Here is a 13,685-nt window from a genome sequence, read left to right on the forward strand (position 1 = left end):
TAAAGTTAGGAAAAAAATATTCTTTTAGATAATTTTTTTATGTTCTGCCCGACAAAAAAACAAAGTATTCGTCGGTTTGGGATCAGGATATAAAATATTTCAATTCTGATGAAACAGACTTTTCATAGCCCCGATTGCAGCGGCATCCTTTTTCCGGATTGGATTTCTGATGCTGTTGGCGAAAAAGATACAGCGGAAAGCGGGAAAAAGCTCCCAAAAAAACCGGACTGTGAGAGCCCGGTTTTGAATTTTATGTGGTCAGTAATTATTTTTTATGTTGTAACTGGCTGTAAATATTCTGGATCAGTCCGTCTGCTACGGAAATTTTAGGAACAAATATTCTGTTGATATCCGACCAGGACATGACATTGTTGAAAATACCCAAAGCATGAACCAAAACGTCGGCTCTGTCTTCTCTGAGACTATATTTTGTCATTCTTTCATCTACTGAAAGTTCATTGAATTCTTTGTAAACTTTTTTAAGATGGGAAAGAGACATCGGTTTTCCGTCCTTGGTTTTACTCATGGAGAATACTTTATTGATGTTTCCTCCTGAGCCGATGGCTACAATCGGTTTTTTACTGACAATGTGTTTCCTGATCTCTTCTTTCATCTCTTTCCAGTTGTCTGAAGTAACCAGATTATTGAGAAGTCGGATGGTGCCGATATTAAAGGATCTTTCATATACCATTTTTCCGTTTTCATAGAAGGTAAGTTCTGTGGACCCCCCGCCTACATCGATATATAAATAGGCGAATTCTTTATCAAGGCCTTCTGCTACGTGGTTTTCATAGATCAGGGTAGCTTCTTCGTCTCCTGAAATAATTTCTATATTAATTCCGGAAGTCTCCTGAACCTGTCTGATAATTTCATTTCCGTTGGCTGCATCACGCATGGCGCTGGTAGCACAGGCTCTGTAGTGATCTACCTTATAAATTTTCATCAGGTCACTGAAGATTTTCATAGAATCAATGACCATTTTTTCTCTTTCGGAGCCTATTTTTCCCAGGGTAAAAACATCCATTCCCAGTCTTAGAGGAATCCTCAAAAGATTGAGTTTAATGAATTCAGGTTTTCTGTTGTTTATTTTTACTTCATTAATAAGGAGGCGGGCTGCATTACTTCCTATGTCTATCGCTGCTATCTTCATTTTTTACTGGTTTTAGCTTTTAAATATTTATAGGTTTCTATCTGGGAACGACATTCTTTTTTGTCATTTCTTACGTATTCATTGCTCAGTCTTTTATCTAAAATTCTTGCTTTTACATTATCTCTGAGCTGAATATCGAGGATATCTTTCAATTCTTTTTTAAGGTCTTTATCTGTAATTTTTGCTGCAGCTTCTATTCTGTAATCCAGATTTCTGGTCATCCAGTCAGCAGATGAAATATACATATCTTCGGCACCTTTATTGTAGAAATACATCACTCTGGCATGTTCCAGATATTCGTCTACAATACTTATTGCTTTTATTTTTTCTTTAAATTCTTTTTGGTTGACCGCACAGTAGATTCCTCTTACGATGAGCTTTATTACTACTCCTACTGTGGCTGCGTCATATAATTTTTCAATCAGAGATCTGTCACTGAGTGAGTTGGCTTTGACAATGATTTCTGCTTTTCTTCCTGCTTTTGCTTCTTCAATTTCTTTTTCGATATGATGAACAATTTTTTCACGCATGAATTGTGGGCAAACTAATAAATTTTTGCAAGTTTTCAAAATAGGAAGGTAATCTTCTTTTGGTTTTTTCAACACATTAAAAACTTTATTGATATCTGCCATAATGCCACGGTCGGAAGTCAGCAGCAAATGATCTCCGTAAATTCTTGCTGTTTTTTCATTAAAGTTACCGGTACTTACGAATCCGTATTGGATGGTTTTGTTGTGCGCTCTTTTTTTGATTACGCAAAGTTTAGCGTGAACTTTTTTGTTGGGGATTCCTACTAAAACGGTAATTCCTTCCGGCTCAAGCATATTTTTCCATTCCAAATTGGATTCTTCATCGAATCTTGCCTGAAGTTCCAGCATGACAGTAACTTCTTTACCATTTCTTGCCGCATAAATGAGCGCATTGATGATTTTTGAGTTGCTTGCCAGACGGTAGGCCGTAATCTGTATGGATTTTACATCCGGATCCATAGCAGCCTCACGAAGAAGATCAATCACCGGATTGTATTTATGATAAGGGAAGGTGAGCAGTACATCATCTTTTAAAATAACGTCGGTTACTCTCTCTCCGTGTTCAAAAGCCGGATGAGTAAAAGATGTTCTTTCTACAGGTCTTTCGTAGGCTTCAAATACATCAGGAAAATCCATGAAATGTTTGAAGTTATGAATTTTCCCTCCCGGAATTATACTGTCTTTTTTCGTCAGATTGAGTTTTCTGATAAGGAGTTCGAGCAGGGCTTTATCCATATCTTTATCAAAAACAAAACGGGTAGGTTTTCCTTTTCTTCTGTTCTTAAGTCCTTTTTCTATTTTTTCGGCGAAGTTGGTACGGATGTCATTATCCAGATCCAGTTCGGCATCTTTAGTTACCTTGAAGGCATTGGCTGAAAATTCATCATATCCGAAATAGGAAAAAATATGCGGAAGGTTGAAGGTAATGACATCTTCCAGTAACATCACATTTTTTTCTTCAGGATCCTCCGTAGGGAGCAATACAAACCTGCCTACAAAACGTGACGGAATTTCAATAATGGCATAATTGCTTGAATATTGCCAGTCTTTTTTTCTCATGGCTACTCCAAGATAAAGACTCTTGTCTCTCAGATAAGGCATGGGTGTATTTTCATGAAGAAGGATAGGAATAACGTTGGATTCTACTACTTCATCAAAATAGTTTCTGACAAATTCTTTCTGTCTGATGGTCAGATTTTTGGAGTTTTTAATAAATACCTTATGATCAGCCATTTCTGTCTGGATTTTCTTCCATGTCTTATCGAAATTCAGCTGTTGTCTCATGACGACCTCATTGATCCGCTGAAGAATTTTGGATGGCGGCTGATAGAAAGATTCAGCAATTACTTTTTCCTTAAAATCCATGGCGCGCTTTAATCCGGCAACACGTACTCTGAAAAACTCATCTAAATTGTTGGAGAAAATTCCGAGGAAACGTATTCTTAAATGCAAAGGAACTTTTTCATCCATAGCTTCCTGTAAAACTCTTTCATTGAAGGCAAGCCATGTAATATCTCGTGGATTAAAGTGTAATGACATTATATAGGTATATATTTTATCAAAAATAATAATAAACAGAGTTTCAATCCCTATTTCTTAGGTTAAACTTTGATTAATTTTGTGGCAGTCGTTAACCTGCTTCTTTTACCCGGGAATAATTCATCTTTATGGGACTGAATTTCAGAACTTTTTTATATTTTTATTCTATTAATAACTAAAATACCATGAAAAAAACAATTCTATTGGGTTTATTGGTCTCTGCGGGGCTGATGAATGCTCAGCATACGCCTAAATACGGTCTTTTTGCCGGAGTCAGTTTCAGCCGTTTTTCCGGGTCTGATGCGGGTGGATTTACTTCCAGAACCGGATTTCATGCAGGAGGTTTTATATGGAATTATCTTTCCGATAAGATCTCTATAGATGTAGAATTGGCATATTCACAGATGGGATCAGATTTTAATGCCAGTATTCCGTACCGGATTAACGAAATGGATGGCCCGAAATCATTCACATTAAATGGCCACCTGAAAACGGATTATTTAAGATTACCGGTATTATTCAGCTATCACCCTATTGATGACCTTTCTGTTTCATTAGGACCCGAAATCGGAATTTTACTTCGCAAAGAACTTGAGTATGATCAGAGTATCAATGGTTCAACAAAGCAAAAGCCGGATAATTTACAACAGTTTGATGCAGGAGTAAGGGTTAAAGCACAATATATTTTTGCAAAACACTACCTGGCTTCAGCCGGCTATTATTTGGGGATGACAAAAGTATATAAGAATACGGAAGTTTATAGTTTTAATTCGCTGACTCTTCAGGATGCCCCTAAAATATATAATTCCGGTTTTGGAATATCAGTGGGCTATGTTTTTTAATACGAATAATGAATACTCAATGGCAGTCTGATCTGATATATCTGAAAAAATTTCCATATTAATACTTGTAAAACCCCGATTTTATCGGGGTTTTAATTTTGTTGTGTCATTTTGTCACTATTTTTTGAATGGTACAGATGTTGTGAAATAGAGAGTGTAAATTAAACTTAAAAATTAGAAAAAATAAAATATTATGAGTAAAATAATTGGAATTGACTTAGGAACGACCAACTCTTGTGTTGCTGTAATGGAGGGTAAAGACCCTGTTGTGATCCCAAATGCAGAAGGTAAAAGAACAACACCTTCAATTGTAGCGTTTACAGAAGATGGAGAAAGAAAAGTAGGTGATCCTGCAAAAAGACAGGCTGTAACGAATCCAAAGAAAACCGTATACTCTATCAAGAGATTTATCGGTACTCACTTTAAAGAAGATGCTAAAGAAATCTCAAGAGTACCTTATGAGGTGGTAAGCGGACCTAATGATACTGTAAAAGTAAAAATCGACGACAGAGAATATACGCCACAGGAAATTTCTGCAATGACCCTTCAGAAAATGAAGAAAACTGCTGAAGATTATCTTGGACAAGAGGTAACAAGAGCGGTAATCACTGTTCCGGCTTACTTCAACGACGCTCAGAGACAAGCTACTAAAGAAGCTGGTGAAATTGCCGGTCTTAAAGTGGAAAGAATTATCAACGAACCTACTGCTGCTGCGTTAGCTTACGGTCTTGATAAAAACCATAAAGATCAAAAAATCGCTGTATATGACCTTGGAGGGGGTACTTTCGATATTTCTATCCTTGACTTAGGAGACGGTGTATTCGAAGTATTGTCTACGAATGGTGATACTCACTTAGGAGGTGATGACTTTGATGATGTGATCATCAACTGGATGGCTGATGAATTCAAAGCTGAAGAAGGTGTAGATTTAAAAGCTGATGCTATTGCTCTTCAGAGACTGAAAGAAGCTGCTGAAAAAGCAAAAATCGAATTATCTTCTTCTCCACAGACTGAAATCAACTTACCTTATATCACAGCTACAGCTACAGGTCCTAAACACTTAGTAAAGACTTTAACTAAAGCTAAATTCGAGCAATTATCTGCTGATCTTGTAAGAAGATCTATGGAGCCGGTGGCTAAAGCGTTAAAAGATGCTGGTTTATCAACTTCTGATATCGATGAAGTAATCTTGGTAGGAGGTTCTACAAGAATCCCGATCATTCAGGAAGAAGTAGAAAAATTCTTTGGTAAAAAACCATCTAAAGGAGTAAACCCGGATGAGGTTGTAGCAGTAGGTGCAGCTATTCAGGGAGGTGTATTGACAGGAGACGTAAAAGACGTATTACTTCTTGATGTTACCCCACTTTCTTTAGGTATCGAAACAATGGGTTCTGTATTCACGAAATTAATTGAAGCGAACACTACGATCCCAACTAAAAAATCTGAGGTATTCTCTACAGCTTCTGACAACCAGCCGGCTGTAAGCATCAGAGTAGGACAGGGTGAAAGATCAATGTTCAATGATAACAAAGAAATCGGTAGATTTGATCTTCAGGATATTCCACCGGCACCAAGAGGAGTACCTCAAATTGAAGTAACTTTTGATATTGATGCGAACGGTATTCTAAGTGTATCTGCTAAAGATAAAGGTACCGGTAAAGAGCAGTCTATCAAAATCCAAGCTTCTTCAGGTCTTTCTGACGAAGAAATCGAAAGAATGAAAAAAGAAGCTCAGGAAAACTCTGCAGCTGATGCTAAGAGAAAAGAAGAAGTTGAGATCTTCAACAAAGCTGACGGATTGATCTTCCAGACTGAAAAACAATTAAAAGAATTCGGTGAAAAACTTTCTGCTGACAAAAAAGCAGCGATTGAAGCAGCTCACGCAGAATTAAAAACAGCTTTCGAAGCTAAAAATGCAGATGATGTAAAAGCTAAAACTGAAGCATTAGATGCAGCATGGATGGCCGCTTCTGAAGAATTATATGCAGCAGGACAACAGCCTGGTGCTGATGCAGCCGGAGCTCAGAACGCTGGTGGTAACAATGCCGGAGCTGAAGATGTACAGGACGCAGACTTCGAAGAAGTAAAATAATAAATGTAAACACTAACATTTAATTATAAATTAACCCCGCAGTAAACAAAGTTTACTGCGGGGTTTTTATTTGGAAACCTGTTTTTTTGTTATCTGAATATGGGTTTAGGATACAGAATATAAAATAGGATTACAGAATTTCTACCTCTTCCGGAATGATAAAAAGAATCAGACAGCCATTCTCAGATTTTACAGAATGTTTAAAGCCGGGAGGTGTATATAAATAATCTCCTTTTTCCATATGAGCTCCTGCTATAAAGGCATCACCTTCCATGATGAAGAGCTCTTCTCCTGCAGGATGGTTGTGGTAAGGATAGCTTGCTCCCGGTTCAAATTTCAGAAGAATGGTCGTGGAACGGTTTTTTTCAGGATCAAATTTTAAGGATTTTACAAAGATTCCTTCATAATGAATTCCTTTTTCAATTAAAGGTTGCCACTCTTTTTGTTCTGTTTTTACGATATAATCGTGAATTTTTGTGTTCATTGTACTATTTTTTTAAATAATTATTGATGTAAAAGTTGTTCTAAAGTCCATTTGTAACGTGGAAAAGTACTGAGTAAAAAAGCGCCGGCACTGAAGACAAAAACAGAATAATCCAGAGGTTCTTTCAGGCTGTAGGATATGCTCATGGCAATAGCAAATATAAGGGTTAAGAAAGCAGCACATACAGCTGATTTACTGACCTGATAACCTACTAGAAGTAAGAGCCCAAGGCTTATTTCAGCTACCGTTGATGCTGTTGCGATAGCTGGTGCTACTGATGCAGGGAAAAATGAATTGGTCTGTGCAGTATACTGCACGAAATTTTTCCAGCCTGAAGAATGAGTTCCCCAAAGATTCAGTCTGCTTGCCGTTGCAGATAAAAATCCGGCGGCTAATGTTATTCTTAATAGAAAAACGGCGAAGTCCTGTTTCGTTTTCATACCTATATTTTAAGTCTTAATTACAGGTACAAAGTTCAGAGAAAGGACGTGTCTAAAGAATAGACAATTTCAGGAAAAACATGTAATATTCTGAAATGAAAGTCTGGAATTTAAATCTTAAAGGGGGTGAACGATTTAATTTTTTACTGCCTTCTGATAATCTTTAGGAGACAGAGAGGTATGTTTTTTAAAGAAATTGGAAAAATAAAAAGGGTCATTGAAGCCCAGCTGGTAAGCGATTTCTTTAATGTTCAGTTTTTCATACAGCAGTAGCCTTTTGGCTTCCGAAACAGTAAGACTGTAAATTACATTTTGCGCTGTTTTATTGGTATGCAGCTTTGAAACTTCATTCAGTTTTGCTTCCGTAGTTCCCAGTATATCTGCAAAACGGGAGACCGGATAATTGTCGGGAAAATGCGTCCGGACACTTTCCAGAAATTTTAGAAACAGGGCATCCGGTTTCCAGATTTCATCACCATTGGCTATTTTATTACGGTTGATTTCTATCAATAATAATTCAACCAGAGAATGGATGGAAATCAGATATTGATAAGGTTTTTCACGAATTTCTTTTTCGATAATACTGAGTGTTTCCGTAAAAAAATCAGGGTTACGGACTGTGATGATTTCATTCATTCCGAAGTGGCAGAAAAGACCGTTATGAAAAATAAGCTCAATGTCATTATCACTTTTACTGAAAAAATCTAAAGTAAATTCTAAAACACTTAGTTCTCCTTCTACATGCATTAATTGATGAAACTGGCCGGAAGTAATGGTAATCACCTGATTGGTATTCAGAACAAACATATTTTCATCTATCAGTACTTCAGCATTTCCGTTACAGCACCAGAATAGGGTATATTTAATTACCCGTCTCGGTTCAGGATGTCCTGACTGATGAGAATATTTTTTTATTTCTATCATAATCTGCTCGTTAGAATTTAAATGAAGTTGAGTGGGAAATAAACTAATCTAAATTACAAAAAAAATCATATAAATGACTTGTTATGTGACTGAGGGTAAGATACACCGGAGAATAACGTATGCAAAGTCTGTTTAACAACCGAGGTTTTGATAACACCAGAAAATTTGTAAACTAAAATCAGAATATATATTTAAAATCTGTACATTTGTTTTTATTTAGAATCAATAAAAATTATAAACAAAATAAAATTAATACCTAAAGTTTACCTTTTGTAACTCGGCATTATGAATACGGAATGCAATACAATGGATAATCCAAAAACTAAAAAATTATGGAACACCAAAACAAAAGAATTTTAGCACTTGACCTGATAAAAGGAATGAGTGTTATCGGAATGATCATCATTCATACCTTACTGATATTTGCGAATGTAAAATCTCAGTCAGAAACACTAATAGGCAGCTTTATTGTCTTTCTGGGAAGAGGCACTTCTATTTTTCTTATCTGTATGGGAATTACATTTATGACTTCGAGTCATCAAAGTCTGAAAAGCTCTCTGAAACGTGGCGGACTGCTTTTATTAGCAGGTTTTTTTATGAATTTCATGAAGTTTATTGTTCCTGCAGTTTTAGGATTTGCTCCTGAACATTTTATTGAAAAATACGGATGGCACGGCCCGATAGAACAGCAGTACATGTATCTGGAATTGTTGGGAGATATTTTACAACTGGCAGGAATGTCTTTATTATTTGTAGGTTTTATCAGAAAATACATAAAGAATAAATACGGAATTCTGGCTATAGGCCTTCTGGTAGCAGTTATATCCAGAGAAGTAAGCGGAATTAATATAGATTTTCCTGTTGTTAATTATGTGCTGGATCTGCTTTTTAATAATGATTTTCCTGCCTATGTCTATTTTCCTGTTTTTCCATGGATGTCTTTTATTATCATAGGAATGTTTTTTGGCCAATGGTTTCTGGAACTTAATCATAACAGCCGGCAGCTGTTTAAGAATATGCTGTATACAGGTCTTATATTTATTGCTATAGGAGCCCCTTTGGTTTTTATATACGGGGAATATAATTATAATGGTTTTTACCACATGGGACCGGGAGGTGTCATTTACTTTGCCGGATGGACACTTATCTTTCTCTGGATGATTTTTAAGATTACTTTAAAAGCTAAAGAAAATACCATGATAAGAATCTTAAAATATTGCAGCAGAAATCTTACCTCCATGTATATGATACAATGGATATTAATTTCCTGGGGCAAAAGCGTGTTTGGATACAGACAACACGGAATTACAGTTGTACTCATGCTCATCCTGATGTATATTATTCTCACATTCCTCGTTCAGAATCTGTTGGATATTATTAGAAAAAAACAACCGTTAATTGTGTTCAGGCGTATTCCGGCAGACGGTACCGTACTGAAATAGTCTACAACGGAAAAGCTAGCATAAATTATGATTTATCATCTGTTTTCATCGTTGTCTTTATCAGAAACCCCGCTCAGAATAAGAAGAAAAATAATTATATTCGTTGAGTTTTAATTGTAAATAAAAAACTCCAATGAAATATTCTAAAATTATTGTCGTAGTTGCTTTATTTCTGTTTCAATTCGGAATGGCACAGGAAAAGGCTAATATAGTATTAAATAAAGCACTTGTCGAGGCTAAGACTCATAACAAAAATGTACTTTTGATGTTTCATGCTTCATGGTGCAAATGGTGTAAGATGATGGAAAAAAATATGAATCTTCCTGAAGCCAAACCTATTTTTGATAAGAAATTTGTTATAGCTTATATTGATGTTCAGGAAAGGCCGGAAAAAAAGTCGCTTGAAAATCCGGGCGGGCAGGAACTGATGAATAAGTACAAAGGTGAAAAAGCCGGACTTCCGTTCTGGCTGATATTAAACTCAAAAGGGGAAGTGCTGGCCAATTCTTTTGATGAAAAGGGAGAAAATTTAGGCTCTCCGTCAACGCCTCAGGAAATCACATCCTTTACGGAAAAACTAAAGAAAACCTCGAAACTGAATAAAGAAGAACTTCAGATCATTGGTAATGTATTTGCGAAAAAAGATTAATAATAAAATCCCGGGTGATGACCCGGGATTTATTTTTTTATATTCTCACAAGATGATTTTAGGGAGCCTGATAATAATAATCCACATTACTCCAAAGAACTTCGTCTCCTGATTTTGTCATTTGCGAAGGATTGGTAAAAACTGTTCCGAAAATAGTATCATATTGAGTGGTTCCGAAAAGAGTGTTTTGAGTAATCAGTAATCCTTCAGTTTCTCTTGAAGCTTTTTTAATATATCTGAAAGTCCTTTTTAAAGTAAAAGAAGATTCCTTTTTATTGTAATTCCCTACATAATTCGGTTTAATCGTTTTATCATCAATTAAGACAGAGTCATTGACCATTTTAATAGCATAAGTAATATCTGCAGAAGTTCCGGCTACCAGACGGATTGTATTATTGTGAAGATCAAGATCTATCTTTTTCCATGCCGGTTCTTTATACAGACTCCAGTAATTATTCAGATAAGCTTCATCCGGAGCAGATTTCTGACCTTTGGACCCTTTGTATGATGTAGTACTGATGACGCTGTATCCTTTGAATTCGAAACTGTGAAGCTCCTTATCAATGGGTCTGGGATCTTCAATCATATTATCATTATTCCCGCATGAAATCAATGATAAAAGAGTGAAGGCCGTACAAAATGAATACTTCATCATAGCTTTTTTTGCAAAAATAGTTTTTTTGAATGTATTGACGAAGGGCATAGATTGAAAATTACAGTGCAGAGACAAAAATTAAAATATAACTCCCCAAACAAATGAATTGCCCGGGGAGTTTTTCAAATTAAACTATTTTTATTTACCAAAGTAGATTTGATCCTGTTTTTGCTGTTCATTATAGATGATCTGGAAGCTTACAGGCATATACTGATACAGAAGTTTCCAATGCTGGATCTTAGCATGTTTTTTAAAGCTTTCGAAGGACCTTACGAAAATATTCTCGATCATCGTTCTTACATAGGTATTTCCATTCCTGTAAAGACCATCCATTAATTTGATGTGATGAGCTATAATGTTGATCTTCGACTCCTGCAACAGGCCTTTCAGGTAATTAACGGTAGCCTGCATAATTCCGGCAAAGTTGTCCTGGACAGATAACTGTGTGATTTCGTTACGAAGTCTTGGATAGAAAAATTTTAAGTAGTCAACAGCTATTTTTTGATTAATAGTTTGCATTTGTACTTTCATCATAATTAAGAATTTTTCAAACACTTTTTATTGCAGCGAAATGTATACCAAAATTTAAAGACAGGCTGCAAAAATAAAAACGCCTACAATCACGGCAATGTGAGTGAGTAATATCTCTGAATTGTGTCTGTTAGTCGTGGTTTTCCAGGTTTTCCAGTCTGAAATTTTTCTGATTTTATTTTTCATAATCTATTGATTGTGAGTTATTTTTAATTTTGTTTAATTTAAACACTTTGTAATGAAACGGATAAAAAATGTAATAAAACATTTATATACCGTGGCTGTAAATCTGTCTCGAATAAATTTGCTGTAAGCTGGAAGAAATATGACTAAATATCACTTTTCTGTATTCATCGCTGCAAAAAGCTGTAGAATTGTCCAGAGAATAAATAAAAGTAGTTTCAATTGCATTTTTTAATACCGTATCACCGTCAGTATAAATTTTGTCCATCTTTTGTAAACTTCTGAAAAGCAGATTTCTGTCATTCTGGCGGATCATACTTTTAATACGCTCCGTAAAAGTCCGGATGATACTGTATGAGTTCTGAATTTTAATTTCTTTCACTTCATTTTCAAAATCGGGAACCACCTCTGTGATTTCCTGTACGGCTTGTAAATAATTCATAGTATATTATTAAATGTGGTTTTGTTCCAACAGTTTGATGAACGCACCAAACATGAAAATAATTATAAAGGCGATAAAGAGAAGATGATAAGGTTTCAGCCATTTCGGGGTTTGTGGACCTCTGCTTTTTAGTCTTCTTAATTTATCTATTCGGTTTAATGTTTTCAAGTCCATTTTCTTATGTTTTGAAAATCATGATGCCAAAGATGTTCCTTTTAAAATGATAAATAATTAAGTATATGAAAATCAATATTTTGTGTTTATTCTGTTGAAATTTTTAGATGAAAAAGCATTTCAAACTGAGAAGGAATTTATCAAAATGGAAAACAATCAATGCCTTTTATTACAATGAAATATTATTTTTTACAAGTTGAAAGATGGTATTGGTTTCTTCTATAAATGGCGGAACTTCAAAATATTGTATCAGACAGATCTTACTATATTCTATAGCCAGTTGTTTTATAATAATTTTTAAACAGATCATTTTAAATTTTTCTGAAAAAGTATCTTCAGACCGGAGTTTCAGAAAGGACATATATTCAAGACTGTAATTTTATGATAATCAGTGTTTTATTTATTTTTTTTAAAAAATATTTAATTAGGTTAATTTGTATGTATCTGATTATTATGCTATTGTGTTTTTGAAAACTATTTTTTTGAGCTTTTTTTGAGACCTTTTTACACAGACTTATTTGTTGTGATGAAAAGAATAGAATGAATATCTTTGCAGTCCAAATATTCAGAAGATGTTTTCAAAAATTATAGTACACAGAGTCGGAAATAAAATCAACGGAGATTCCTTAACACTTTCCCAGGAGGAACTGAAGCTAGAGGAAGGAATGGCAGAATTGCTTGAAGATTACTTTTTAGGATCATTCAAATCAGAGGAAACTTTTCATTTTTACAGTGATTCTTACTTGGTAAATAATCCGGTATATAGTGCTGTATCGGAAATTTTTGATGATAAGTCCAAATTTATATGGGAGTCTGAAAATATTGCAAAACACCTTTTCGAAGCTGCTGAAAACCCTAGGGTTCAGAGTGGGGAATTGTTTATTGTACTTTTTGAAGATGAAAGTGATCGCCCGGACAGAGTGGATAAGATAGGAATCTTTAAAACTGAAAAAAGAGAGTCTTTCCTTAAAATTAATCCTAATGAGGAAACCTTTGATATTGAAAAAGATCAGGGAATCGGCTTGTCTAAAATTGATAAAGCAGCTTTAATCTATAATAATGATAAAGAGACCGGCTATGTACTTTCTGTCGTTGACAACAATAAAAACGGAGATATGTACTACTGGTTCGAAGATTTCCTAAAAGTAAAACAGCGTGATGATGAATATTTCCACACGCAGGAAGCCTTAATGGTATATAAAGATTATATTACGAAACAATTGCCACAGGAATTTGAAGTTTCTAAAGCTGATCAGGCAGATTTCCTGAATAAGTCTATCAATTTCTTCAAAGAAAAAGAAGAATTTAAACTGGATGATTTCGCTAATGAAGTATTAGGAGATGAACACGTCATTGAAAGTTTTGTTAACTTTAAAACCGATTATGAACAGGATATGCAGGTGAATATTGCTGAAGAATTTCCAATCAGTGAGGCTGCGGTAAAGAAAACGCAAAGACATTTCAAAAGCATCATTAAACTGGATAAAAATTTTCACATTTACATCCACGGAGATCGACAGAAGATTGAAACAGGCGAGGATGATAAAGGGAAATATTACAGACTTTATTTCGATAAAGAAGTATAAGCGGGAAAAGTGCCGGAAGAGA

General features: G+C 35.1%; 15 protein-coding genes. 5 read left to right on the forward strand and 10 right to left on the reverse strand.

The features are described from left to right. Positions 1-265: 265 nt before the first annotated feature. Together JO178_RS20830 and ppk1 are read right to left on the reverse strand one after the other, a co-directional pair. On the reverse strand, positions 266-1,150 hold the full coding sequence (locus JO178_RS20830) for an exopolyphosphatase (protein ID WP_291940145.1): 885 nt from the start codon (positions 1,148-1,150) through the stop codon (positions 266-268). Next, complete coding sequence (gene ppk1, locus JO178_RS20835; RefSeq protein WP_291940148.1) at positions 1,147-3,219, reverse strand: polyphosphate kinase 1; 2,073 nt, start codon at positions 3,217-3,219, stop codon at positions 1,147-1,149. Before ppk1 ends, JO178_RS20830 begins: the two co-directional genes overlap by 4 nt. A 185-nt stretch (positions 3,220-3,404) precedes the next feature. Between ppk1 and JO178_RS20840 the strand changes: the two genes are divergently transcribed. Continuing rightward, positions 3,405-4,061 (forward strand): porin family protein, encoded by a 657-nt coding sequence (locus JO178_RS20840; RefSeq protein ID WP_291940150.1) that lies wholly within the window; start codon positions 3,405-3,407, stop codon positions 4,059-4,061. A gap of 193 nt (positions 4,062-4,254) precedes the next feature. Further along, a complete protein-coding gene (dnaK, locus tag JO178_RS20845) occupies positions 4,255-6,153 on the forward strand; it encodes a molecular chaperone DnaK (protein WP_291940151.1) in 1,899 nt (632 codons plus the stop codon). 130 nt (positions 6,154-6,283) lie between these two features. Here the strand turns inward: dnaK and JO178_RS20850 are convergent, their stop codons facing one another. The 3 genes from JO178_RS20850 to JO178_RS20860 all read right to left on the reverse strand — a co-directional run bounded on the left by JO178_RS20850 (position 6,284) and on the right by JO178_RS20860 (position 8,001). Next, a complete protein-coding gene (locus JO178_RS20850) occupies positions 6,284-6,637 on the reverse strand; it encodes a dimethylsulfonioproprionate lyase family protein (protein WP_291940152.1) in 354 nt (117 codons plus the stop codon). A gap of 20 nt (positions 6,638-6,657) precedes the next feature. Then, positions 6,658-7,077, reverse strand: a complete 420-nt coding sequence (locus JO178_RS20855; protein WP_291940153.1) for a MauE/DoxX family redox-associated membrane protein — start codon at positions 7,075-7,077, stop codon at positions 6,658-6,660. A gap of 135 nt (positions 7,078-7,212) precedes the next feature. After that, positions 7,213-8,001 (reverse strand): AraC family transcriptional regulator, encoded by a 789-nt coding sequence (locus JO178_RS20860; RefSeq protein WP_291940154.1) that lies wholly within the window; start codon positions 7,999-8,001, stop codon positions 7,213-7,215. Positions 8,002-8,333: 332 nt separating this feature from the next. On the opposite strand from JO178_RS20860, the gene JO178_RS20865 reads away from it, so the two are divergent. Both JO178_RS20865 and JO178_RS20870 read left to right on the forward strand, forming a co-directional pair. Continuing rightward, complete coding sequence (locus tag JO178_RS20865) at positions 8,334-9,443, forward strand: heparan-alpha-glucosaminide N-acetyltransferase domain-containing protein (RefSeq protein WP_291940157.1); 1,110 nt, start codon at positions 8,334-8,336, stop codon at positions 9,441-9,443. Positions 9,444-9,576: 133 nt separating this feature from the next. After that, positions 9,577-10,092 (forward strand): thioredoxin family protein, encoded by a 516-nt coding sequence (locus JO178_RS20870; protein WP_291940159.1) that lies wholly within the window; start codon positions 9,577-9,579, stop codon positions 10,090-10,092. A gap of 58 nt (positions 10,093-10,150) precedes the next feature. On the opposite strand, the gene JO178_RS20875 is transcribed toward JO178_RS20870, so the two are convergent. From JO178_RS20875 to JO178_RS20895, 5 genes are all read right to left on the reverse strand, one after another. Continuing rightward, a complete protein-coding gene (locus JO178_RS20875) occupies positions 10,151-10,744 on the reverse strand; it encodes a hypothetical protein (RefSeq protein WP_291940160.1) in 594 nt (197 codons plus the stop codon). 141 nt (positions 10,745-10,885) lie between these two features. Then, positions 10,886-11,281 carry a hypothetical protein gene (locus tag JO178_RS20880; RefSeq protein ID WP_291940161.1) on the reverse strand — a complete coding sequence of 132 codons (396 nt, stop codon included), beginning with the start codon at positions 11,279-11,281 and terminating at the stop codon, positions 10,886-10,888. 51 nt (positions 11,282-11,332) lie between these two features. Further along, positions 11,333-11,464 carry a hypothetical protein gene (locus tag JO178_RS20885; protein WP_262486735.1) on the reverse strand — a complete coding sequence of 44 codons (132 nt, stop codon included), beginning with the start codon at positions 11,462-11,464 and terminating at the stop codon, positions 11,333-11,335. 82 nt (positions 11,465-11,546) lie between these two features. After that, complete coding sequence (locus JO178_RS20890) at positions 11,547-11,903, reverse strand: hypothetical protein (protein ID WP_291940166.1); 357 nt, start codon at positions 11,901-11,903, stop codon at positions 11,547-11,549. A gap of 343 nt (positions 11,904-12,246) precedes the next feature. Beyond that, the gene (locus JO178_RS20895; protein ID WP_291940169.1) at positions 12,247-12,387 is read right to left on the reverse strand and encodes a hypothetical protein; all 141 of its coding nucleotides are present in this window, start codon (positions 12,385-12,387) and stop codon (positions 12,247-12,249) included. A 262-nt stretch (positions 12,388-12,649) separates the two neighbouring features. Here JO178_RS20895 and JO178_RS20900 point away from each other — a divergent pair, with 262 nt between their 5' ends. After that, entirely contained in the window at positions 12,650-13,663 is a 1,014-nt protein-coding gene (locus JO178_RS20900; protein WP_291940171.1) for a nucleoid-associated protein, read from the forward strand. The last annotated feature ends 22 nt before the right edge of the window (positions 13,664-13,685 follow it).

This window comes from Chryseobacterium sp. (assembly GCF_019236175.1).
Classification (GTDB): Bacteria; Bacteroidota; Bacteroidia; order Flavobacteriales; family Weeksellaceae; genus Chryseobacterium.